24 protein-coding genes are annotated in these 23,887 nt (G+C 51.4%); 14 read left to right on the top strand and 10 right to left on the bottom strand.

Annotated features, from left to right (window positions below; translation table 11 throughout):
• Positions 1-143: 143 nt before the first annotated feature.
• The 3 genes from MKY82_RS33025 to MKY82_RS33015 form a co-directional block, all read right to left on the bottom strand.
• Positions 144-1,439, bottom strand: a complete 1,296-nt coding sequence (locus MKY82_RS33025; protein ID WP_339295156.1) for a polysaccharide deacetylase family protein — start codon at positions 1,437-1,439, stop codon at positions 144-146.
• A gap of 38 nt (positions 1,440-1,477) precedes the next feature.
• Positions 1,478-2,218, bottom strand: a complete 741-nt coding sequence (locus MKY82_RS33020; RefSeq protein WP_339295155.1) for a hypothetical protein — start codon at positions 2,216-2,218, stop codon at positions 1,478-1,480.
• A 154-nt stretch (positions 2,219-2,372) separates the two neighbouring features.
• The gene (locus MKY82_RS33015; RefSeq protein ID WP_339295154.1) at positions 2,373-3,359 is read right to left on the bottom strand and encodes a glycerophosphodiester phosphodiesterase family protein; all 987 of its coding nucleotides are present in this window, start codon (positions 3,357-3,359) and stop codon (positions 2,373-2,375) included.
• A gap of 192 nt (positions 3,360-3,551) precedes the next feature.
• Here MKY82_RS33015 and MKY82_RS33010 point away from each other — a divergent pair, with 192 nt between their 5' ends.
• Entirely contained in the window at positions 3,552-4,247 is a 696-nt protein-coding gene (locus MKY82_RS33010) for an FHA domain-containing protein (protein ID WP_233354691.1), read from the top strand.
• Positions 4,248-4,439: 192 nt separating this feature from the next.
• A complete protein-coding gene (locus MKY82_RS33005) occupies positions 4,440-6,068 on the top strand; it encodes a glycoside hydrolase family 9 protein (RefSeq protein ID WP_339295153.1) in 1,629 nt (542 codons plus the stop codon).
• A 75-nt stretch (positions 6,069-6,143) separates the two neighbouring features.
• Here MKY82_RS33005 and MKY82_RS33000 read toward each other — a convergent pair whose 3' ends face one another.
• Positions 6,144-6,602: a hypothetical protein gene (locus MKY82_RS33000; RefSeq protein ID WP_339295152.1), complete on the bottom strand. Its 459-nt coding sequence runs from the start codon at positions 6,600-6,602 to the stop codon at positions 6,144-6,146.
• Positions 6,603-6,974: 372 nt separating this feature from the next.
• Between MKY82_RS33000 and MKY82_RS32995 the strand changes: the two genes are divergently transcribed.
• The 5 genes from MKY82_RS32995 (at position 6,975) to greA (ending at position 12,968) form a co-directional block, all read left to right on the top strand.
• Positions 6,975-8,408, top strand: a complete 1,434-nt coding sequence (locus MKY82_RS32995; RefSeq protein WP_339295151.1) for a PTS mannitol transporter subunit IICB — start codon at positions 6,975-6,977, stop codon at positions 8,406-8,408.
• Positions 8,409-8,482: 74 nt separating this feature from the next.
• Complete coding sequence (locus tag MKY82_RS32990; protein ID WP_339295150.1) at positions 8,483-10,552, top strand: BglG family transcription antiterminator; 2,070 nt, start codon at positions 8,483-8,485, stop codon at positions 10,550-10,552.
• A gap of 16 nt (positions 10,553-10,568) precedes the next feature.
• Positions 10,569-11,009 (top strand): PTS sugar transporter subunit IIA, encoded by a 441-nt coding sequence (locus MKY82_RS32985; RefSeq protein ID WP_071220559.1) that lies wholly within the window; start codon positions 10,569-10,571, stop codon positions 11,007-11,009.
• Positions 11,006-12,175 (top strand): mannitol-1-phosphate 5-dehydrogenase, encoded by a 1,170-nt coding sequence (locus tag MKY82_RS32980; RefSeq protein WP_339220593.1) that lies wholly within the window; start codon positions 11,006-11,008, stop codon positions 12,173-12,175. The genes MKY82_RS32985 and MKY82_RS32980 overlap by 4 nt, the downstream gene beginning before the upstream one ends.
• Before the next feature lie 316 nt (positions 12,176-12,491).
• On the top strand, positions 12,492-12,968 hold the full coding sequence (greA, locus tag MKY82_RS32975) for a transcription elongation factor GreA (RefSeq protein WP_071220557.1): 477 nt from the start codon (positions 12,492-12,494) through the stop codon (positions 12,966-12,968).
• Positions 12,969-13,090: 122 nt separating this feature from the next.
• On the opposite strand, the gene MKY82_RS32970 is transcribed toward greA, so the two are convergent.
• The gene (locus MKY82_RS32970; protein ID WP_220687560.1) at positions 13,091-14,296 is read right to left on the bottom strand and encodes an MFS transporter; all 1,206 of its coding nucleotides are present in this window, start codon (positions 14,294-14,296) and stop codon (positions 13,091-13,093) included.
• Positions 14,297-14,965: 669 nt separating this feature from the next.
• Positions 14,966-15,277: a hypothetical protein gene (locus MKY82_RS32965; RefSeq protein ID WP_194540142.1), complete on the bottom strand. Its 312-nt coding sequence runs from the start codon at positions 15,275-15,277 to the stop codon at positions 14,966-14,968.
• Positions 15,278-15,429: 152 nt separating this feature from the next.
• Between MKY82_RS32965 and MKY82_RS32960 the strand changes: the two genes are divergently transcribed.
• From MKY82_RS32960 to MKY82_RS32945, 4 genes are all read left to right on the top strand, one after another.
• Entirely contained in the window at positions 15,430-15,786 is a 357-nt protein-coding gene (locus tag MKY82_RS32960) for a nucleotide excision repair endonuclease (protein ID WP_098749461.1), read from the top strand.
• Between the two features lie 268 nt (positions 15,787-16,054).
• Entirely contained in the window at positions 16,055-16,390 is a 336-nt protein-coding gene (locus tag MKY82_RS32955; protein WP_194540140.1) for a metalloregulator ArsR/SmtB family transcription factor, read from the top strand.
• A gap of 25 nt (positions 16,391-16,415) precedes the next feature.
• Entirely contained in the window at positions 16,416-16,925 is a 510-nt protein-coding gene (locus MKY82_RS32950) for an SRPBCC domain-containing protein (RefSeq protein ID WP_194540139.1), read from the top strand.
• 263 nt (positions 16,926-17,188) lie between these two features.
• On the top strand, positions 17,189-18,250 hold the full coding sequence (locus tag MKY82_RS32945) for an LLM class flavin-dependent oxidoreductase (RefSeq protein ID WP_339296739.1): 1,062 nt from the start codon (positions 17,189-17,191) through the stop codon (positions 18,248-18,250).
• A 203-nt stretch (positions 18,251-18,453) separates the two neighbouring features.
• Here MKY82_RS32945 and MKY82_RS32940 read toward each other — a convergent pair whose 3' ends face one another.
• From MKY82_RS32940 to MKY82_RS32925, 4 genes are all read right to left on the bottom strand, one after another.
• Positions 18,454-18,684 (bottom strand): hypothetical protein, encoded by a 231-nt coding sequence (locus MKY82_RS32940; RefSeq protein WP_220687150.1) that lies wholly within the window; start codon positions 18,682-18,684, stop codon positions 18,454-18,456.
• 109 nt (positions 18,685-18,793) lie between these two features.
• The gene (locus MKY82_RS32935) at positions 18,794-19,537 is read right to left on the bottom strand and encodes a zf-HC2 domain-containing protein (RefSeq protein ID WP_220687151.1); all 744 of its coding nucleotides are present in this window, start codon (positions 19,535-19,537) and stop codon (positions 18,794-18,796) included.
• Positions 19,534-20,022 carry an RNA polymerase sigma factor gene (locus MKY82_RS32930; protein WP_194540137.1) on the bottom strand — a complete coding sequence of 163 codons (489 nt, stop codon included), beginning with the start codon at positions 20,020-20,022 and terminating at the stop codon, positions 19,534-19,536. The genes MKY82_RS32935 and MKY82_RS32930 overlap by 4 nt, the downstream gene beginning before the upstream one ends.
• A gap of 80 nt (positions 20,023-20,102) precedes the next feature.
• Positions 20,103-20,801 (bottom strand): cyclic nucleotide-binding domain-containing protein, encoded by a 699-nt coding sequence (locus MKY82_RS32925; protein ID WP_220687152.1) that lies wholly within the window; start codon positions 20,799-20,801, stop codon positions 20,103-20,105.
• A gap of 101 nt (positions 20,802-20,902) precedes the next feature.
• Between MKY82_RS32925 and MKY82_RS32920 the strand changes: the two genes are divergently transcribed.
• The 3 genes from MKY82_RS32920 (at position 20,903) to MKY82_RS32910 (ending at position 23,861) form a co-directional block, all read left to right on the top strand.
• Positions 20,903-21,676 (top strand): HAD family hydrolase, encoded by a 774-nt coding sequence (locus MKY82_RS32920; protein WP_339295149.1) that lies wholly within the window; start codon positions 20,903-20,905, stop codon positions 21,674-21,676.
• A gap of 136 nt (positions 21,677-21,812) precedes the next feature.
• Entirely contained in the window at positions 21,813-22,403 is a 591-nt protein-coding gene (locus tag MKY82_RS32915; protein ID WP_220687154.1) for a TetR/AcrR family transcriptional regulator, read from the top strand.
• Positions 22,404-22,496: 93 nt separating this feature from the next.
• Positions 22,497-23,861, top strand: a complete 1,365-nt coding sequence (locus MKY82_RS32910) for an MFS transporter (RefSeq protein ID WP_339295148.1) — start codon at positions 22,497-22,499, stop codon at positions 23,859-23,861.
• Positions 23,862-23,887: the final 26 nt, after the last annotated feature.

The following is a 23,887-nucleotide window of genomic DNA, read 5'->3' as shown; positions in this document are numbered from 1 at the left end:
CTACGCTTGCGTTCCTAAAGCCTTTAAGAAGACCGAACGAATAAATTTAGCTTCTGAGGCCCCATCGTTCGTTTATCCATAAAAATGCCGTATCCGATGTTTGCAGAACAACGGATACGGCATTCTCTTAAAGGATAGGTTGGCTATTGCAAACTGACGATCGTGAGTCCCTGATCCTGCAGGTGCTTAATAATCTTCGGCAAGGCGTCCACAACCGCCTGCGATTCATGCAGGAGGATGATGGAGCCGGAAGCTTCGATATGCTGGACATACTCGAGGATTTTATCCTCGTCGCGGGTCAGCCAATCCTCGGGATCCCGGTTCCAGAGCACCATCTTACTGCCTTGCTGTTGGCTTAACGCCTCGGTCCGATCGTCAAAGGCACCGTAGGGCGGACGGAAGAGTACCAGCTTCTCGTCGGTAATATGCTCGATGAGGTCGGACACGCGGGTCAACTCTGCCTGCTGCTGTTCATAGGTAAGGCTTGTCAGCTGGCTATGAGTCATGGAATGGCTGCCGACAGAGTATCCGTTCGCATGGATGGCCCTGACATAGTCGGGATGTTTTTTTACATTGGTGCCAACAAAGAAGAATGTTCCGCCAACCTCGTGTTTTTTTAAGACATTCATAATATCGATAGAGTGCTTGGAAGGCCCATCATCAAATGTAAGGGCTACATACCCTTTGGGCAGGCTAAACGAGATGAACTCCTCCAGCTCCAGCTGTGGAATGGAAGCAGAGGGTTTGTTATCCTTCGGTTTACTCTCCTTCGGTCTGCTCTCCGCTGCTTCCTCCTTTGAGGCTGCCACGGGTTTCGCGATGATGGCGCTCCGGTTCTCGGCAAGCAATTGGATAACGGTCTCTGCTTCCGCAGTGGCCGTTACTGCAGAATAAGGCTTAATGTCACCGGGATACGAGTAATTAAATGAACTTAATAATACAACAAAAATCAAGCTCATCATGATGGCGCTTACCAGCTTAAGCGGAAGATGGCGCCGTTTCCTTGCGAAACGATTGGTTTTCAGGTCCCCTTCGGCGGCTGGCATCTTTTCGGGCTGATCCGCTTCGGATCGATGCGTGGAGAGGAAAGGCAGCGTATGCAAGTCATCTGCATGCCGGATCTTCTTGATTGATTCTAATTCGTTCCTGAACGGAACGGAGCAGGCAAATGAAAACCGTTCACTATGATCACGATATGTACGCGTAATGGAACCTATGTATTGCTGTTTGTTTGCATCCCATGCGGTATGTAAGGATATTCGGTGTTTATGAACCCCATCGAACTCCGTCACGGCTGCTATATTCGCTATGGTCTCGTTATCGGTTAACCATAATGGCTCCGCCGATTCTATTAGGGATAGCTTGATTCGTAGACCGAATGTTTCGGTATCCCTCTCGATCGCCAGCAGCTCTATGATTCTGCCGTAGGATCCTGACATGATGGCCCCCCTTTCTCTAGCTGTTCATGCGGGTAAGATTATTCCGATGGTGTATTGGAAGCCGTGGTTTTCGGTGAGAAGGAGAAGGACATCTTCTCGGTAAAATCATTGATGGTCTGCATCAGCTTGGCTTTATCATCCAGGATATTCTGGTATTGCTCCGCGTACTTCTGGTTGGCAATCTCCAGCTCCCGGACCTTCTCTTCAAGCGAGTTGATATTGAGCATGTTCTGATATTGGGTGTTGTTAGACTCCTCATAGAGCTTGTTGTACTTGGCGGTCTCGGTTTCGAGCTGATTGGAGAGCTTCTCATACGCCAGGTTCGACGTTAACTGGTATTCCTTGTAATCCTCCAGCAGCTGATCGTAGGCCATCTGTTTGTTCGTCAGCACGTTCTCGAGTTCGCGGATTTCCTTGTTCTTCTCCTGAACCAGCTGATCTCTTTTGATCTGCTCATGCTTATACCGGTTGATCGTCTCGTTCGCGGTAAAGAGCTGATCCTCCAGGCCTCTATTCTTATAGGCCAGCAGCTGCCGTTCCTTCAGCATGTTCTCGATCGAAACAATGACATCAAGGCCGATCTTGTCCTGATTATCCTTGGAGAATTGAGGTTTGTTTCCTTCTGCAGCGGGCAGTTCTGGCTCCGCGGAATAAGCCGCCTCTTCTTCTGCCGTTGCAGCAATATCCTCTTGTTCGGTACTGTTCTTCTCGGGCTGGTTCTGGTTCGAGCGGGCACTCTTAAACCACGCCATTCCTTTTTTCTCTGTTTCCCTGGCCAAAATATCAACTCCTATATATTCAATGATTCTAGTATGAAATTAGGCTAAAAGACCCCTATTAATAATAATCGGTAAAAACGTCCCAAAAACTTTGCCCTACACCACGTGAAAATAAAAAAAGCCCCGCAGCGGGGCGGAGGGGCTTTCCCTTCGATTATTCATTCTTCTTGATGGTCAGCTCCGGGGCGATAACGTCGACCCGATTCGTCCAAATGCCGCCGCTGTAGTCTTCCGGCAGTCGCTCCAAATCCGACACGGAGTCGAACCCTTCCGACCAGCCGCCATCCCCGGCGACGAGGATGACCCGTGTATTGATGCTGTCCATCCGGTTCAGGAATTTATCCGGCCATCCCCACAAGTAACGGGCGTATTTCTCCGGGATATGCAGCTGGGTGTTGCGGCAGACCGATGGGAGGTAACCGCTCCAGCCGGCTCCGGCGTAGGATGCCAGACAGCTCTTCAGCGTGCCCATCGACATGACGCGTAGGGAGGGGAGCTGTGATTTTAATGCTTGGATCGGTTCGTCATCCCCATATACGGTCAGCTGGCTGAGACGCTTCATCGGCAGTCCGGACAGATACTCTGCCAGGAGTTTTCCCTCTTCGGGGTCGGTGCTTTTGATATGGATCAGGAATGAACCGTCAGGAAATGCCTCTAATACCTCGTCTAACGACGGAATCAGCCCGATTCCTTTTCCCCGAAAAGGATATGTGGCTCCCTGATCGGCGGTGTAACCATACCCGATGTCTATGTTTTTTAGCTGCTCCATGGTATAATCCTTGACCGAGCCCTCCACGTTGGTGCGGCATTCCAGGGTCCAGTCGTGGAACACGGCGAACTGTCCGTCCTTGGTTGGCTTGATATCCAACTCGACGATATCGGCGCCTGCTTCGAATGCGGCTTTCATGGACGGGATGGTGTTCTCCAGGTAAGCATGCTCCGGCACATAGATGCGGGAGGCGGTGCAAGTGTCAGCTTGAATGCCTTCCATCGAGAAGGTTTGGCCAAGCCCCCGATGCGCCAGCAGCAGCGGCTCGGCGTCACGGTCTTTGGTGAACAGGGATGTATTATTTACAAACAGAAATCCAAACAACACGAGAAAAAACAGTATGATTTTCTTCCATCTTTTTAGTTTTCGCATGATCCAATCCCCCAAAATCGTATACAATATGCAGTAGTAGATTTATATTTATCTCTATCTAAGTTCTCTATATTAAATCCTTCTTCCATAAATCTTAGTGATTTTGGGCGCATACTCAATAGCTGGATCATAACAATTGCATAATAGCGAACTGATAAACACAATGAGCAGCATATAAGAACGGGAGGGAGCATGATGGACAAATCCTCCTTTTTGATGGTGGAGCGGGGGAATCCCTACGAACGTGGGGACGTTATAGCTTTGACCAAACCCATAACGGTGCTTGGCCGCAAGGGCCAGCATTTTGATCCGGATATCGCGTTTGATAATATCTTTGTGTCCCGGCGGCATGCAGCGCTGCTGTATCGAAACGGGAAGTTCAGCATTAAGGATCTGAACAGCAAGCATGGTACCTTCGTCAATCAGGAACGGTTGGCTCCCCATGACGAAATTCCCCTCCAGCATGGAGATACCATTGTACTCGCTGGAGATCTGATCGTGTTGTCCTTCTCCATCCTCAGCATGGATGAGACGATGGACATTACACCGCTTATCAAACAGCTGGCTGCGGTCGAGGCTTCAGGCGGGCTTAGGTTGAATCCGTTCAAGCAGGAGCTGGTATACGGCGAGGATGTGTACGCTTTTTCGGAAAAAGAGTACAAATGCATGGAGCTGCTGATCAACCACCAAGGGCAGTTTGTGTCCAAGGATCAGCTCAAGGCATACGTTTGGCCCGAGCGAAGCTACGGAACGGATGAAGTGCCCGATGTGAGCTCGGAGGAGTTGAATGCACTGATTTATCGGGTCCGTAAGAAGACGAGAGACGTTCTGGACATTGAGAGCATCCGTGGAAAAGGTTATATTTTGCAGACGCAAGCCGATGGCTAAACGTGATTGTGAGAGCTCAAATGAAACAAAGATGAATACACACCAGACAAGCTCTTCCTCATGGGCAGGAAGGGCTTTCTTCATTTTGCATTGCATTTTATAGAGCGGATGAGAGGGGATTGGCAATCGTTATCGAAGTTGTAAAGCGTGGAAGTTTCGAAACGACAATCGGAAAGGGATGAACAGGGGAGCATGAACAATGAGCATGGACAGCATAACAGCATTGCGGTCAACCAGCTAGGCTATCGCAGCCAGGATGCCAAGGTTGCCGTCATTGCCGGTCAGGGTGGACGGTTTCATATCGTCCATGCGTTGAATGGCGAGGTGGTTTGGCAGGGCCATACATCACCCGCCATCGAGGATGTGGCCAGCGGGCAGACGGTAAGCCGGGGGGATTTCACCGCATGGGCAGTGCCCGGCACGTATCGAATTGAGACGGAATATGGGCAAGCGTCGATGCCTTTTGTCATAGCTGACGAGGTATACGAGGATGCGCACCGCGCATTGTTGAAAGCGTTTTATTATTTCCGCTGCGGGACGAAACTGGATGAGCTGCATGCCGGACCCTGGCAACACGGAGCCTGTCATCTTACGCCCGCCATCGTCCATGGAGACGAATCGCGGCAGGTGGATGCCTGGGGAGGATGGCATGATGCCGGTGACTATGGCAAGTATGTCGTTCCCGGTGCCAAAGCGGTAGCCGACCTGCTGCTGGCTTTTGAGTTTTATCCAGAGGCGTTCTCGCAGCAGCTGCCACTGCCGGAAAGCGACGGCCGCATGCCGGATGTGCTTCATGAATGCCGGTATGAGCTGGAATGGATGCAGCGTTTGCAGGAGGAGGAATCGGGAGGTGTGTTCCATAAACTCACGACCCTGCGGTTTCCGGCGGGAGATGTTATGCCGGAGGACGATACGGCTCCGCTGTATCTGTCACCGATCTCTGCAACGGCAACCGGTTGTTTTGCCGGAGTCATGGCGATGTCATCGCGGATCTATTCCCCCTATGATGAAGCCTTCGCCGCAAGCTGTCTGCAGGCAGCAGAACGTGCTTGGACATGGCTGGAGGCGCATCCCAACATGCCGGGATTCCGCAATCCGCCAGATATCGCTACAGGTGAATACGGCGACGGTCAGGATGCGGATGAACGGTACTGGGCCGCGGCAGAGTTATACCGCGCAACGGGCGAGGCGCGGTACCATGAGGCTTTTCAAGCATTAGCCAGGCAGGACTCATTCGGGAAATACGAATTGGGTTGGGCGGACATGGGCGGCTATGGAACCTTCGCCTATCTGATGTCGGAGCGGGAAGAGGAGCCCGCACTGGCACGGGAACTGATGGCGGGTCTGCTTCAGCGTGCGGATGAACTTGCCGCTGTCAGTGATCGGGACGGTTATGGGATCTCGCTGCTGCCGGATCAATATATTTGGGGCAGCAATATGGTGGTATTGAATCACGCGATGCTTCTGCTGGTGGCGGGAAGACTGTCAGGTTCCGAAGATTATGATCGGCATGTTCACGAGCATATCCACTATGTGTTCGGGGCTAACGTCACGGGGATGAGTTATGTGACCGGGTATGGAACAAAGCCCATCCTGCACCCCCATCATCGTCCTTCCGAAGGCGATGGCGTGGAGGAGCCGGTGCCGGGCCTCGTCTCCGGCGGACCGAACAAGGGGCTTCACGATGACTATGCGCGTGAGCACTTGGCAGGCAAGGCGCCCGCAGCATCTTTTGCCGATGTGATGGAGAGCTATTCTACCAACGAGGTGGCCATCTATTGGAACTCGCCGGCTGTGTTCGTGTTATCTCATTTTGTATAGAAGAATAAAGGATGCTGAAGCAAAAGAAGCGCCGAGAGATGCTCGACGTTTCTTTTTTGTATCGGCCGTTCATGGCTAGCGTCTTGATCGCCCCTTCACCAGCGGATGCAGCATCGTGGCAACAATGCCTGAGATGATGCCAACCACCGTACCCGTCACGACGCTGCTGATGAAGGCGAAGGCTCTGGTCAGAAAGCTGCCCGCTGTTGCGGGTAGATCCGCCAGATTGCCGCCCAGAGCCGGCGGCGTTTCGAATGTCACATTCCACAAGAGCTGATGGGTAATGCCCAAGAGCAATCCATAGACGACGCCGATGACCATTAAGGGAACAAAAGGATGTTTAACGCTATGCCGCTTACCAAGAACATAAAGAATCCAGACGATCGGGGGAATAAAGACAAGCAGCCGATTGATGAACCCGTGGGGATCAACCCATTGTAAATCATGGGCAATGACACGGGGTACACCGAGCAAAGCTAACAGCATGATAGTGAACATCGATAGTCCGATGTGGTTTCTTGCTTGTGTGTTCATTTGGTGGGAAAACCTCCATCGTTTAAGTTCGGATTCACAATGTTATCCGTTATGAGGTTTAGTTTACCGAAGGATTGTTGTGAACTTATGACGGAGATGTACGTGACCCGTGAAATTACCACGCTTCGGCTTGAAAGTTTGGAATATTGAGGATCAATGGACAGGCTTGCCCTACGAATGAAACCGCGGTGCGGCGGTATTTTCATAAAAACGACATGATCCTTTTAAAAGTTGTCAACAATATTCTTGACGAAACCCGCTTTTCCTTTCGTTGAGCCTTTTGCCGGGCTGACTTAACATAGAGATGTCAGATGAAAGCGACACACAACTACATTCCGTTTTATTTTCAAATATGACTAGGAGGTCTATACGATGTCCAACGAGACAAATACAAACGCTTCCAAAGGCATTCGCGTAAGGGTACAGCAGCTCGGCCGTCTCCTTAGCGGTATGGTGATGCCGAATATCGGTGCGTTTATTGCTTGGGGTCTGATTACGGCTCTGTTCATCCCGACCGGTTGGTTCCCGAATGAGAATCTGGGAGCGCTGGTTGACCCGATGATCAAGTACCTGCTCCCGCTCTTGATCGGTTACACGGGCGGGCAGATGATCCATGGCAAGCGCGGAGCGGTGATCGGTGCGGTTACCACGGTCGGCGTTATCGTCGGGGCGGAGATTCCGATGTTCCTCGGCGCGATGATCGTCGGTCCGCTGGCTGCATGGGTATTAAAGCAGTTCGACAAGCTGATTGAAGGCAAAATCAAATCCGGCTTCGAAATGTTGGTGAATAACTTCTCGCTCGGGATCATTGGCGGCGCGCTGACATTGGTTGCATACACCGGAATCGGGCCGCTTGTACAAGGGATTACCCAAGCGTTGTCAGCCGGTGTTGACATATTGGTCAATGCGAATCTGCTGCCGCTGGTCAACATTATCGTTGAGCCTGCAAAAGTATTGTTCCTTAACAATGCGATCAACCACGGGATCTTCAGTCCGATCGCCACAGAGGAGTCGGCGCGGATCGGTCAATCGGTCCTGTATATGCTGGAGTCGAATCCAGGCCCGGGACTGGGCATTCTTCTCGCCTATTGGTTCTTCGGACGCGGCTCTGCCAAGTCTTCCGCACCGGGGGCAGTTGTCATTCACTTCCTGGGCGGTATTCATGAGATCTACTTCCCGTATATTCTGATGAAGCCGGTTCTGATCTTGGCTGCCATCGCGGGTGGCGTTGCCGGAACATTCACCTTCCAGATTCTTGGAGCCGGTTTGGTGGGCCCAGCGTCGCCGGGCAGCATCATTGCTTACTTCGCCATGGCGCCTAAAGGCGGCTTGATATCGGTCCTGGCCGGTGTTCTTGTTGCAACGATTGTCTCCTTTGCTGTAGCGGCATTACTGCTCAAAACAGGCAAAAAGACCGACGAAGAGCCGAATCTTGAAGAAGCTTCCGCCAAGATGAGAGAAATGAAAACCGGCGGCATGAATGATCAGGTCGCTCCTGCTTCGGCGGCTGTAGCTAATCTGGACAAAGAGAATGTGAACAAAATCGTGTTTGCTTGCGATGCCGGCATGGGCTCCAGTGCGATGGGCGCTTCGGTATTAAGAAAGAAATTGCAGCAGGCGGGCGTCGATATTACGGTTGTGAACTCGGCGGTAAGTGAAATACCGGATGACGCGGATATCGTCATTACCCAGAAGACACTCACCGAGCGGGCCATCGCGAAGAATCCGAACGCGGAGCATATCTCCATCGACAACTTCTTGAAGAGTCCGAGATATGATGAGCTGGTGGAACGACTCAAAGACTAACATAAGCCTAAAACCATATGACACGCTGGCGTAGCAACGCCGGCGTTGTCTTTCATTTCATGAAGAAGGGGGCCATGCGTCTGAGACACATCACTGCCCGCCAACGACAAATCCTTCTGCTCCTGATGAGCAGGAACGAGGGCATGACGGCTGCAGAAATAGCCGCTGAGGTCGGGGTCAGCGTCAGGACGGTTCACCGGGAAATGGAGGAGATTGAGAAGGAATTGCAGGGCACAGGCGTTCTGCTTCATAAAAAGTCGGGCACGGGCATCCGGCTGGAAGGGGAGACGCCTGAGGACATGGCTCAGCTGCGGAAACGCCTGCTTACAGGGAAGCCGGCCGATTATTCCGTGGAGGAGCGCAAAATCCTCATGCTCTGCGCCCTGCTTGAGGCGAATGAGCCCGTCAAACTGTTTGCTTTGGCCCATAGTTTAAAGGTCACCGTGCCGACCATCAGTAATGACCTGGATGAGCTGGAGCCATGGATGAAGCGGTTTAACCTAACCCTAATTCGCCGGAGAGGCTATGGTATCGAGATTGAAGGATCGGAAGGCGTGAGGCGGTCGGCGATTTGTCGGCTTGTCGAGGAATATTTGGATTATTCTGATCTTGTCGGGGATGGATATCGTGATCATAATGAGCCGGTGACCGCACGTCTGCTCTCCATGATTGATAAACCAGTGCTGCTGGATGTAGAGAAATGTTTATGGGATATGAACTGGGATTGGACGGAGGGGCTTAGCGAAGGTGCATATACCGCGATGCTCATAGCGTTATCGGTTTCCGTAAACAGGATCAAGCAGGGGCGGAGCATTGAGACAACGGATATTACGGCATATGTTAAATCCTCCTCGTCGGTGGAGGAGGCACAGGATTTTGCGAGTCGTCTAGGCCAAATCTTGAAGATAGATATTCACGATCCTGAAATGAAATATATTGCTCATTTATTCGAATCAGCGAAGGACATGTCCGAGATCAGCGAACTGGCTCACACGGATGTAGAGATGGTGGAAATCGCTCAGCGTCTTATCGAACGGGTTCAGGGGCGCACAGGCATTCCGTTCCAGGAAGACCGCACGCTGCGGGCAGGTCTGGTGGAGCACATCGGGGCTGCCATGAAACGGATTCGGGAAGGGACCCGAATCCGGAATCCCTTGCTGAGCCCGATTCGGAAGGATTATGAGGAGCTGTTCGGAATCGTCCGTCGTTCAGTTGATGACATGAAGCTGGACATGATGGTCCCGGATGAAGAAATCGGGTTTCTGGTTATGCATTTCGGTGCTTCCAGCGAACGGCTGAACCAGCTGGGACATCATCTGAAGGCCATCCTGGTATGTTCCAGCGGTCTTAGCTCCTCTAGGCTTCTCGGGACCCGGCTGAATAAGGAGATGCCGCAGATTGAGGTGCTCGGCAACGTCTCGTGGTATGAAGCGGCCCGGATACCGAAGGAGCAATATGACCTTATTATTTCGACTATTGATCTTCCGCTGCCGAAGGATCGGTATGTGAGATTAAGTCCGCTGCTCACGGCGGATGATAAAGAGGCGCTGCTGCAATTTATTCAGAGCACATCCCTGAAACCGGCTGCGGGCATGGCTGCCAGTAAGCGCATCGAGGAAGAGCGTAAGGTTGCATCATTCGAGCGTCTGCGCATGCAGGCAGCCCTGATGAACGAGATTGTATCGCTACTGGATGGCTTTCATGTGTACCACCTGGATAATCGGCAGGATGATTTGCAGGGCACCTTGAGCGAAGCTTTGACTAAGGTGGTTGAGCGCGGGGCTGTTCGTGATGCGGAGAAGGTGAAGGAGCGTTTGCTTGAGCGCGAACGGATGGGCACCCAGCTCATTCCGGATACGACGCTGGCCTTGTTCCATACGCGCAGCCGCCATATTACCTGGCCGTCGCTAACCTTGTTCCGGCTGACGCATCGAGCGCCGATGGAGGACGGGGCGGAGGCGGGTGTCATACTGCTGATGCTGGCACCGAAGCAGCTTCCGAAGGAGAGCTTGGAGGTGCTCAGTGAAATTAGCGCCATGCTGCTTCACTCCGAGCTGATTGTGCTGATGGAGCGGGGCAGCGAGGAAGAAATCCGATCCTATTTAGCGGAAGAGCTTCAGCATTTTTTCAATCACAGACCATAGAAAGAAGGAGACCAACATGAGTAACATACTGTCCAAAGATAAAGTCGTACTGAACGCAAAGGCTGATAGCAAGAGCGAAGCCATCCGCATGGCGGGGAATCTGCTAGTGCAGGCAGGCCATGTATCCGAAGATTACGTAGATAAAATGCTGGAACGCGAAGAGATTGCCTCCACTTATATGGGCGGAGGACTCGCGATTCCCCACGGCACCAAAGAGGCTAAAGGCATGGTAATCTCAACGGGACTGTCCATCGTTCGCTTCCCGGAAGGGGTAGATTTCGGAGGAGATGAGCCGGCGTTTATTGTCATTGGTATCGCGGCTGCCGGTGGTGACCACATGGAGATTCTGACGAATGTGGCCATGATCTTCACGGACGACGAGAGCATTGAGAAGGTGATGAACGCTTCCAGCGAAGAGGAGATTCTGGCCATCTTCGAAGGAGGAATGGGCGCATGAAAGCAGTCCATTTTGGAGCAGGGAACATCGGACGCGGTTTTATAGGGCTCTTGCTGTCACAAGCCGGTTACGAGGTTTGTTTTATCGACGTGAACGAAGAGTTGGTGTCGGAGCTGAAAGCGCGCGGGGAGTATCCCGTAACCTTGGCCAGCGAAGGACAGGAGACCACGATCGTTAAAGGCATCACGGCACTCCATAGCGCCTCGGAGCCGGAAGCTGCTGCACGTGCAGTAGCGGAAGCGGATCTCGTGACAACAGCGGTAGGCGTGAACATTCTGAAGTTCATCGCCGATACCATTGCCGAGGGGCTGAAGCTCCGGTTGCAAGCGGAGTCGGCCGCCCCCCTTCATATTATTGCATGCGAGAATGCCATCGGCGGCAGCACGCAGCTGAAAGAGCTCGTCTATGGGAAGCTTGATGATGAGACGAAGCAGAAGGTTGATCAGCGGGTTGCTTTTCCGGATGCGGCCGTAGACCGGATTGTGCCGCTGCAGCAGCATGAGGACCGTCTGAAGGTCGTGGTGGAGCCGTTCTATGAGTGGGCGGTGGACCGCTCGCAGATGTTTAAGGACTATATCCCTGTGGAGGGCATTCACTATGTGGATCGCCTGGAGCCGTATATTGAACGGAAGCTGTTCACGGTAAATACCGGACACTGCTCAGCAGCGTACGTGGGCTTTCTTAAGGGCTACGAGACGATCCAGGACGCCATGAAGGACGAAGAGGTAGCGAGTCATGTCCGCGCGGTACTGGAGGAGACGGGAGCTGCGCTCGTGCATAAACACGGCTTCAATCCTTCCGAGCATGGAGCGTATATCGATACCATCCTGGAGCGGTTCCGCAATCCGGCGCTGACCGACGAGGTGTCCCGCGTCGGTCGCTCCCCGATCCGGAAGCTGTCTCCGGGCGACCGCCTGGTGTCGCCAGCCATGCTGGCTTTCGAAAGCGGGCTTGCGTACAAGAGCTTGGCGAAATCCATGGCAGCGGCTCTGATGTTCGATGTTCCGGAAGATCCGGAGAGTGTGGAGCTGCAAGCATCCGTCCGGGATATCGGTGCAAGCGACACGGCTTCCCAATATACCGGCATTGCCGGTGAGCATCCGATCATGGGCGAGCTGATGGAGCAGTATGATGCGTTGAAGGCTGATATCGAAGCGGGTTCGTAAGGTATTGGCGGTGAATATCATAGCCGACGGATGCATGTGCCGATAGGCTACGACATTCCATCTACCTTGCATAGCCCCTGGTTCTCCTTGCGGAGAAATCAGGGGCTATTATGGTTCTCTTTAGGGTATATAACGATCTTGATTTGTTCAAAATAATCCATCATATATAACTGTCCAAGTGGTTCAATTCGGGTAGCGGCCCGCCAGTGGTTTTAACTACCAAATTTTCCATCCATCGATTTTCAGAAAGTTTTCGCTTATTTTCGAAATAAAGAGTACACTAGAAGTAAGAAATTAAAAAGTGGATGTGATGAACATGGCAGAAGAACTGATCTTGACCCAGGAGGGCTATGATAAACTCCAGGAAGAACTTGATGACCTCAAGTATGTGAAACGCAAAGAGTTAGCGGAACGGATCAAGCTCGCGATCAGCTATGGTGACTTGAAGGAGAATAGCGAGTACCATTCGGCCAAGAACGACCAGGCGTTTATGGAAACGCGCATCATCATCCTGGAAAAAACACTCAACAACGCACGGATTGTCGACGCCAATCAAGTGAGCTCGAAAACGGTGAATGTTGGTTCGAATGTCGTTCTGAACGACATCGAGTTTGCGGAGAAGCTTGAATATCAAGTCGTAGGACCGGCAGAAGCCGACGTATTGAACAATAAAGTCTCCTATGAAAGTCCACTTGGTAAAGCGCTGATGGGCAAAGCAGTAGGCGATCAGGTCAACGTGGATGCGCCGATGGGTATCGTTAAGTACGAGCTGCTGGAGATCAAAGCTCTGTAATCGCAGAAGAATCAACGAATATATAAATATAAGGCGTAACCGGGGTGCAATGGCCGGTTACGCCTTTTCAACATGGTTCGTGCCTCGTGTGGCAACGAGAGTTTTGTATCTATCGGGACAGACTAAGCATTAACCGTTACGGCCTTGCGTTCATACATATAACAAGCTGCTCCCAGAATGAATGCGAGTCCCACCAAACCAGCGCCCACCCAAGGCAGGGCCGTTAAGCTTAGATGGGTAATGACCAACCCTCCGATAAAGGCCCCTGCTGCATTTCCGAGATTGCCTGCAGAGTGGGTTGCCGTAGAGGCGAGAGCGGGAGCGGACTGGGCCAGACTCATGACTCGCACCTGCATTCCCGGCATAACGGCGAAAGAGGCAGCTCCCCACAACACGATGGTCAGCACGGCGGTGACCGGGTTATGGATCGTCACGGTGAGGATGGTTAGAATGACAGCTGTCGCAAAATAAACACCCAGAATGGAGGGCAGCAGCTTCCAGTCGGCCAGCCTGCCGCCGATGATATTACCGACGGTTACGCCGATACCGAACAGGATCAGAATCCAGGTGACGCTTGGTTCGGCAAAGCCGGTGATCTTAATCAGCAGCGGCGCGATATAAGTGAAGACGGCGAACAGGCCGGCGTTGCCAAGCGCCCCAATCAGCAGGAAGAGAAGGAGTTGTGGCCTGATAAGGGCTGTAATTTGCTGCGTGATGCTTGACGCTTGTTCCTGCCGTAGCTTCGGAATGAAGATCAGGATGCCGATCAATGCCAACACCCCCATAACGGCAATTGCGGCGAATGAAGCGCGCCAGCCCATCGTCTGGCCGATGAAGGTGCCGATCGGAACCCCGATGATATTGGCTATCGTTAATCCGGCCATCATGATGGATACCGCCCCGGCACGCTTGTCCGGTCGCACGAGGTTCGAAGCAATGACAGCTCCCACGCCGAAGAAAGTGCCGTGCGTCAGCGCGGTCAGCATTCGGGCACCCATAAGAACGGCATAGCTCGGAGCAAATACCGAAATGCCGTTACCCAGAATAAATAGGCCCATGAGCAGCAGAAGCAGCTTTTTTTGCGGTATTTGGTGGGTTAGAACCGTTAAAATAGGGGCTCCTACGGCTACCCCGAGGGCGTACATTGTAATCAGCTGCCCGGCCGATGCGATGCTGACATTCAGGTCATCTGCGACATTAGGGAGTATTCCCATGATGACAAATTCCGTCATGCCAATAGCAAAAGCGCCAACGGTTAAAGACAGTATAGAGATGGGAAAGGGCTCTTTGGCGCTTTGTTTCCCAGTGGCGTGCTGCGATAGTTCCATGGTGTTCAAGTCAACCTTTCTGCTGTGTTTATTAATGGTATATCCCAATCTTCATTATCGGATTTAAAGAGGGACTGTTACATATTATTTAATGTTGCCGGAGGATAATCAAGAACTTTATTTTTTGGGGAAAATGGGTACCCTGAAGAGGAAGCCTCTGCTAAGGGAAGCTTGTCCATGATGCAAGAGCAGCTCGAGAGCGCCGCAGGGGCACTCTCTTGATGAGCAGGTGGATCACCGGGGTTATTGATCGTACCTGCTGACTTCAGCCCTTGATGATGATAAGGGTTAGTAACAGGTAAACGACTCGATCCTTCTTAAATCGAATCCCGAGAAGACCCATCTTCTTCCCGTCCATCGGAAACCGGCGACTGAGGTGCGGCCGACGAAGGTCGGAAAAAACCAGAAGCCAGGCCCAAATCTCGGCCAAATATAGGTGAAGCGAAACAAACATCCTGTGATCGCTCCCGGGTCAACAGCAAAGACACTGGCCAAAGGTTGTTGGGGGATCGTGGTTGGAGGTGGGGATAAGGGCCCTTGCTGTGGTCCCTGAGGTCCTTGCGGCGGCATAAATGCCATATTGGGTTCACTCCTTAATCGGGTTTATATAGGTTGGCAATTGCTCTTGAAGCTGCAAACTAAGGCAAGCATGGATACAGTCCCCAAATTCTAGGTATACAGCAGCGTAATGACAAGCAATTCGAAGAGAACTAAGGGGAGAATGACATTATTATAGTAACCGGGACCGAAGCCGCGCTGGTTTTCGTACCCGGACAGACTCAAATACAGAACTCCCTTCTCGCAATGCATGATCGTTCCTTCAAAAACATCACCGTCGAGCGTTTCGACACGAACCAGCTGATTCGCATGCTGCCCGCATAGATGGTGAATATGATCGCGAACCGATTTGATGTTGTGCGTCATGTTGGGTTCGGCTTGATATAAGGTTTGTTCCTGGTGTCCGGAATGTTGAATGCTCATATAAAAAAGACCCCCATCGTTATTAGTCATACCTAGTTTCCATCCTATGCGGATGCCCAGAGAAGGGTGATTTTGAATTTCCCGCATGGGCAAATTAGCAGATTAGTGATACGATTTAGATCAATAAATGATTGAGGAAGTGAGCGTTAGTCGTGATCAATATAACCATTCCCAAGGTGGACGTTACCATTACCAAGCAGGCTGCTCCGGAGTTGAGCCACATTTACGGATTTACAGATTTTCACCTGATTCCAAGAGATCGGGGCGGGATCTTCATGTTCTACAACAGCAAGGAGGAGCTCCTGTTCGTTGGCAAAGCAAGAAAGCTCAGACCGCGGATCAAGAAGCATTTCGAAGATAGCGTCTCTCCGATCAAGGAGCATCGGGATGAGGTTACAAGAATCGAGGTCTGCATCATTGAAGACGCCGTTCATAGAGAGATCTATGAGACCTATATCATTAATGAATTTAAGGCCAAATATAATATAGACAAGGTGTTCTTTAAGTAAGGAATACGAAGGATAAATGACAAGAAGCAATAGACGTGGTCGAGTAAAAGACCCGCGTTTATTGCTTTTTTTTTGTGTTGTGAAAAAAATCAAAAAATAACTTAAATATTCCTTTACAGGAATATTCTCATCGTGGTATATTGTTATCAGGAAATACGGCACACCAATAAATCAGCAAAAAAGAGGTGATGATGGTGACGTGGACAGAGAGAACTGACAATCACCGTACACGCTATAGCAGCGGGTCTGTACCCGTCATCACTACAAGATGGAACTAACAACATTTAACGCTTTGGCCGAACCGAACCGTTTTCGTATTGTGAGTCTCCTGCTGAAGGGTTCTTTAACGGTAGGAGAAATCGCTGAACGTCTTGACATTCGGCAGCCACAAGCCTCCAAGCATCTGAAGGTGCTGCTGGAAGCCGGCTTGGTAGAGGTAAGGGCGGAGGCCAACCGGCGGAGCTACAAGCTGCGGTCGGAGCCGTTTCAGGAATTGGACCATTGGCTTGATAATTACCGGAGCATATGGAACGAGCGCTTTGACAACTTGGATAAATACTTGGAGACACTGCAATCGGAAGGAACAGGTAAGAAACAGGATTAACACCTAATATGAGGAGGAATTTATAATGACAAACCAAATGATTACGCGGGTTGAAGGGCAAGTACTTGTATTGGAACGTGTATTTAATGCACCAAGAGAACTGGTATACAAGGTATTTACGGATGGAGAGCATCTGAAGCAATGGTGGGGGCCTCGCGGATGGGAGGTTACCGTATCCAACATGGATTTCCGTCCAGGCGGCTCGTGGCATTACTGCATGAAGTGTTTGGATAAGAACCAGGGCGATTTCTACGGAATGGAATCCTGGGGCAAATCGGTGTACCAGGAGATCGAAGAGCCGGAGAAAATTGTCCTTATCGATTATTTCTCCGATGCGGAAGGTACCATTGCAGAGGGAATGCCTGCTCCTATTTCTACGATGACCTTTGTGGAGCAGGATGGGAAGACCAAGCTGATCAACCGGGCAGTGTACGATTCTCCGGAGGCTCTTAAAACCGTGCTGGATATGGGGATGGAAGAGGGCGTAACGCAAACCTGGGATCGTCTAGAGGAATACTTGGCAGCCAAACAATAAGTTAGTCTCACTTACAATGTTACAAGGTAGAATGAATGGCCGGAATCCGCGTGGATCCCGGCCATTCTTGTATTATTTATGCATGGAATCCGTTGAATTCGAGTTATCAGTTAACTTGTAACTTGAAAAACCCGAGCTAAAAGTTCAATATAAAGATAATTGAATGATAGATAACGATGTTGACTGCCCGATGGCATGAAACAACGATAACCTTTTTTGCCACGGTTCTGCCTCGCGGCAAAGCATAATAGGAGGAAATTATGATGGAGATTGGGGTTAGCTCGTTCGTAGAGACTTGGCCGGATGTAAAGACAGGCGAAGTGATAAGCCACGCTCAGCGGCTGCGTGAGGTTGTTGAGGAAATCGTCCTGGCTGATCAGGTGGGTTTGGATGTATATGGGGTAGGTGAGCATCATCGTAAGGATTATGCGGCATCATCGCCTGCGGTTGTGCTCGCCGCGGCTGCGTCCCAGACGAAGTGGATTCGGCTGACGAGTGCGGTTACGGTGCTGTCCTCCGCTGATCCGGTGCGGGTGTTTCAGGATTTTGCCACCTTGGATGCCATCTCGAACGGGCGTGCCGAGATTATGGCGGGCAGAGGTTCATTCATCGAATCATTCCCGTTATTCGGCTACGATCTGAGCCATTATGATGAGCTGTTCGAGGAGAAGCTGGAGCTGCTGCTCAAAATCCGCGAGTCGGAAAAAGTAACCTGGCAGGGCGGGCATCGCCCTGCGATTCATAACTTAGGCGTCTATCCGCGCCCGGTTCAGAATCCGCTGCCGGTATGGATTGGCAGCGGAGGCAATTCGGAATCGGTTGTGCGCGCTGGCCTGCTCGGTCTGCCGCTGGTACTGGCGATTATCGGCGGAAGTCCCCTGCAGTTCGCGCCGCTGGTTAAGCTGTATAAAGAAGCGGCCGCTCACGCGGGACATGATGTATCAAAGCTGCCGATCGGCTCGCATTCCCATGGATTTATTGCGGAAGATACGGAGATGGCAGCGGACAAGTTCTTCCCATCCACCCAAGCCAGCATGAATGTATTGGGACGGGAGCGGGGCTGGGGATTCTATGACCGCGCAAGATTCGATGCGGCTCGAAGCTTCGAAGGTGCGCTCTATGTCGGAGACCCGGAGACGGTCGCCCAAAAAATCATTCAACTGCGCAAGCATGTGGGCATTACCCGCTTCATGCTTCACGTGCCCGTGGGAACAATGCCTCACGACGAAGTCATGAGAGCCATTGAACTGCTGGGAACCGAAGTCGCCCCTCGGGTGCGCAAGGAAATCGACCGCTGGGAAGCCGCGGGTGAACCTGCGGAGTAAGCTGGAGTACTTTGATTCATATGGAATGGAATTACACGGAACTTTTTTCGGCCCGCATCGTTTATGACATAAACGGACAAGGCGGTGTACACCTTGCGGGTTGCCAGATATTTTGTGCTGTGGTTCGTATTTATATTGCTATTTACCGGTGCGATCGTAGGCATGGAGTATATCGAAGGATATAAGATTGCAACGACGGAATATTACGGCCTTCGTAATTTGGGGTTCGTGTTGGTGATCATCCCGATCTTACTGTCATCGCTCGTATATCCGGTGATCGTGCTTCCGTTATCGTGGCTAATCGGCAGCATGCGATGGGTTAGAGCTTCACTTCTCCTGTATGCTCTGCTGTATGCCGTGATGTGGGCCGGGGTGGGGGGTTCCTGTTCTACGAATGCTATGATGCTCGATTCATACAGGAATATGAACTCCATGTCAGTACCGCCGTTATTCTGTTCGGTACGTTCGGCTTGGTCTACGCATGGATCGAGTGGAGATTATTGCGTAGATCCGTTACGACGGTTTAAAGGTCAAGAGACCGCTTCAGGGCCCAGATGGCTGCCCTGGCGGTCTCTTGTTTTCATTCTCATCACTTTTAAACTGCAACTCGACGGACTCGCTTGCCGGAGGCAGCTCCATGCCTTGTTCCCAGATCAGAATTCGGTCATCGGGCGTTCCCAGGTAGAGGGCCTTGATTTGAACACCATCGCCAAAGCTCTTCTCATAGGCATTCCGCTCTTTAATATCGTTGAAATAGTACATGTTAGAAAGTCCCAGATCCGCGAACTTTTTGGACTTGATAATGGGGCGCTTGGGTGTGATGTACAAATTTCCGTTAGCATCGGAGTGACCGCTAGCCTGATTGACGTTGAAACCGTCGGTCATCTTCACATGATAGACAATGCGTCCATCCTTCAGCTGGCTAATATCGGATACTTGCATAACGCGGGTAGGTACGTTGGTAATGTTCCATTTGAACAGGCCTACATATACCAGGAACAGGAGTCCAACGGCTAGACAAGTGAGCAACAAACCTTTGGTAAACGCGATCCACTTGGTGCGCGACCATTGGGCGGCAACTTGCCGCAATCCGGCTCCCTCATCATGGTTTTGATCAATCGTTTGAGCTGGCAGCGGCATAGGGGAGCTTATGTGGCTTAGCACTTCCCGGCAATCCGGGCAATCGGCCAAATGCTCTTCTACCAGGGCCTTGGTGTCTGCGCTGCACACATGATCATAGTACAAGGGCAGCAAATCCTGAATAATATCACATGAAACTCGGCTCACGGTCGATTCTCCTCCTTGTACAGGCTTTGAATTTTTTGCTTGGCTCGAAAGAAGGTGACTCTTGCCCAGCTCTCGTTTTTTTCGAACAGCTGGCTGATTTCGCCAAAAGACAACTCTCCGAACACCCGCAGCGTGAACACCTCTTTATACGGCTCGTCCATCAAGTGCAGAATCTGGTGGATTCGGAAAGCCTCTGCTTTATCGACGGTTTGCCATTCGATATCCAGACCGCTGCTGTGCTCGACCTGCGAAGCCGGCTCATACCGCTTTTGTTTTTCAAGATAGGAGAAGTATGTATGTTTAGCGATTTGGCAGAGCCAAACGCTTAGTTTGCACGTACCTTGAAACGAATCGATATGCTTCAGCGCTTTGAAAAACGTCTCCTGTGTGAGCTCTTCCGCAACATGCTCATCTCTGCTAAGCGACAGCAGGAACCGATACACGTCTTGAAAGTGCTGATGATAGACCTGGCGCAAATCCGTCACATATTCACCTCCTTGCCTATATGACCGGGTCAGGGCCGATTCGTTACAAGAACTTGAGGAAAAAGTTTAGGCCGGGCGATCTACTCATAGCGGATCCCATTCGATGCCGTCTCCATCGCGTTCCAGTCCAGAATGCGGATGGTCTGTCCGTTTCGCTCCAGGATCCCTTTTTGTACAAAAGCATGCATGACCCTGTTCAAATGCCGGTGTGTGGTACCAAGCAAGCTGGCGATCTCCCCGATATGGTCGGTCTTCAGCTCCATTCCGAAGGAAGGGCTGGATCCCGGCGACATGGTGGACATAAGATAGCTGGCAAACCGGTTCTCGACCGATGCCAACAAATTGACGCGGGAAGCGGTCGTGCACGTCTGGAGTTTGTAGCTCAGGTGATCCAGCAAGGTGGATGTAAAGCGGGCGTTTGTCATTTCATGTTGCTTAATATAGTCAAAGGACAGCCCGATAAAGAGGCATTCGTTAACGGCTTCAATCTGCGATTGGACCGGAACGCTTCGAATCAATTCAATATCCCCGATGATGGAAAAAGGATGGCCAAAGCGCAGAAGAAGCGATTTGCCGGTTTCGATGCTGGAGGTCACTTTAATCTTCCCTTGCACAAGGAACAGAAGGGAATTCATGGCGAAGCCTTCATGCAGGATGATCTCGTCGGGCTCGTATTGCTGCAATGTAAAAGGCACAGGCCTGCTCAGGTCCAGCATGTTCTCGAATTGAAATTGTTCCAGCTTGGCTTTCATCAATGGTGCGTCATGAAGTAGTTTCATGGGTCTTGGGGTTGCTCCTTTCTCTCCTGGACAAATGTCCTTCTCATTATACGATCAACTGCTATGATAAGAGCAATGAGAAGATACAGGAGGGCATGGGCATGAAATTTGTATTCGATCTGGACGGAACGATCTGTTTTAAAGGGCAGCCGGTTTCGGACGAGTTGTTGAAGGCATTGGAGGAGCTGGTGGCCCAAGGGCATGAGGTTATTTTTGCTTCCGCCCGGCCGATTCGCGACTTACTTCCCGTCCTTCATGAGCGCGTTCATCACTACCCGATGATCGGAGGCAACGGTTCGATGGTGTCGGCAGGGGGAAAGCGGGTCTCCACGGCGGGCTTTGACAGCGAGGTGCTTCCGAGCCTTCTTCAGCTGTTAACAACGTATAACGTGAGCTATTTGATCGATGGAGAATGGGACTATGCCTATAGGGGTCCTGCAGATCATCCGATTCTGCTGAATTTAGACCCGCACAAGCTGGCCAAGAACGTGGCGCTCCAGGAGCTGAATTCGGTTGTGAAAATATTGATGCTGACCTCGGACCATATGGCGGAAGTCGAGGAGAGGCTGAGACAACTGGATGTCGTTGTTCACGTGCATGGAGGGGAAAATGTGCTGGATATCAGCCCTAAGGGGATACATAAATGGAGCGGGCTTCAGCAGCTGGGTGTGAAGGAGGGCGAGTATGTTGCCTTCGGCAACGATGCCAACGATATTACGATGTTCCAGCATGCGCTGCACGCGGTAATGATCGGTGATCATCCGCTGCTGGCACCGTATTCCTCGGAACACCTTCCGCTGGATCGCGATATCGAGCATGCGATTGCGGAACGGCTGCAGGCGCTCGGGCGTCAATATGCTACAGCAAGTTTGTAGGTCCTGTAAACTACTTCGGGAAATAGGATTGGCCTATTTTTTGTTAAATGCTTGACAGAGCATTCGAAGAGGAATATGATGGGTTCAACAAATGACAGTAAGTACTGACATTCCTAAGGGGAGAGGGAGGGTCTTCATGGAGCATAGTGACAACCTGAGCACGGATGATAAGCTGCTGCTTGCCGCGATCGACCTCATCTCTCGGAAGGGCTACAACGGAGTAACCACGCTGGAAATCGCTACGGCTGCCGGCTTAAGCGAGAAAACCTTGTTTCGTAAATTCGGGAGCAAGCAGAACCTCTTGGAAACAGCCTTTGAACGGTATCATTATGGTCAAGAAATGACAAAGCTGTTTGAAGAGAAGCTGGTAGGAGATTTAAGCGAAGACCTGCTTCTTATCAGCCGGACGTACCATGAGCTGATGATTCGGAATCGGAAGCTGATCACGATCAGCGTGAAGGAGAACGATAACTTGCCGGGCCTGCGGGAGATTACCAGCAAACATCCCAAGCAATACATGGATGTATTGACGAAGTATTTTACCGTGATGACCGAGAAGGGCAAAGTGATCGCAGGCGATCCGGAGCTGCGGGCCATTTCGTTCATGATGATGAACTTCGGAGCGTTTATGAATGAATTGGACTCGGAGGAACTCTTCTCTTCCGTGACGCTTGATGCCTTTATCGAGGAAAGCGTGCGGATTTTTGCTAGGGCATTAACCCCCTAGTATTTTTTTCAAACGGATTGTCAGTAAGTACTGACAGTCATAAATGTTGTATACCGATTTTATAAAAGAAGCCAATGAGAGGTGGTTCAGGAGATGGAAACACAGAGATTAATGCGCGTTGTGATGTTCACATTATGTCTGTCCGCGATGAGCGGCTTGATGTTTAACTTCGTGCTGCCGGATATGCGGGAGGAATTCGGCCTGACGACGGCTCAAGTCAGCTGGGTCAGCTCTTCATATTCCTTGATCTATGGCGTTGGAACGGTCCTGTATGGGAAGCTCACGGAACGGATTCAACTTCGAAATCTGATTACGATCGGACTGCTCCTGTTCGCGGTCGGATCGCTCGTCGGCCTGTTCTCGCAAGTGTTCTGGATGGTGCTGGTCAGCAGATGTCTGCAGGCCGTCGGAGCCGCGGCGATTCCGGCAACGGCGATGTTAATTCCGATACGCTACATTGCGCCCGAGCGAAGGGGATCGGCTATGGCCACGGCATTCGTGGGATTGTCCATCGGCAGTGCGCTGGGTCCCATCGTGTCTTCACTTGTAGCCAGTATTGCGGATTGGCGCTGGTTATTCTGTATTCCGCTGCTGATCTTAATCACGATTCCGTTATATCGAAAATACTTGAAGGAAGAAGAACTTCAGTCCTCCGGCCAATTCGATTGGTTGGGAGGCGGACTGTTAGCGGCTGCGGTCACCTTTCTCCTGCTCGGCGTCACGAACGGATCCTGGTGGCAGCCTCTTCTTGGGCTGCTGGCTATGGGGCTGCTTATCATACGTATTCGTACGGCTGCCGTACCGTTCGTAGATCCGGGATTATTCCGGAACAAAAACTATACCCTCCGATTAATCGTGATGTTCATCGTTAGCGGCATCGGGTTCTCCCTGCATTTTCTAAGTCCGATGTTGTTGTCGGAGGTCCAGGGGCTCTCGCCGGGGTGGGTTGGTTTTGTCATGGTACCGGCCGCAATCGCGTCGGCCTTGTTGGGTAAAGCAGGGGGAAGGCTTGCGGATGGGAGGGGGAATACGTATCTCTTCCTAGTGGCCGTCGGATTATTGCTTTCATGCTTTGCGCTGCTGTCTACTTTCATTGCCATAACGCCTGTTCTGATCGCGGTCTTCTTGATTCTCGGACATGTGGGGCAGACGTTTGTCATGATTGCGTTGTCCAATTCGGTTTCGCTCAGCCTGCACAAGGAACAAGCGGGAGTCGGGATGGGACTGATGCAGATGCTGAATTTTATATCGGCAGGCATGGCCTCGGGCGTGTACGGCAAGATGCTGGATATCCAGTCCGGCATCCACTGGAATCCGGTCCACTTCTACACGGAGGGGAACCTCTATAGCAATATCTATCTAGCTTTGGCTGTGCTGTTGATAGCCATCATGCTGTTCTATTATGTTCAGTTCGGTCAAAGAGAGTCCAAGGGGATTATGTTGGAAAACCCAAATTAAGCATTTCATGCAACATCATCATACAT

Source organism: Paenibacillus sp. FSL W7-1279, assembly GCF_037969845.1.
Taxonomy (GTDB): domain Bacteria; phylum Bacillota; class Bacilli; order Paenibacillales; family Paenibacillaceae; genus Paenibacillus_AQ.
The sequence above is the reverse complement of the archived record's forward strand: the minus strand, read 5'-3'. Positions and strand labels throughout refer to the sequence as shown.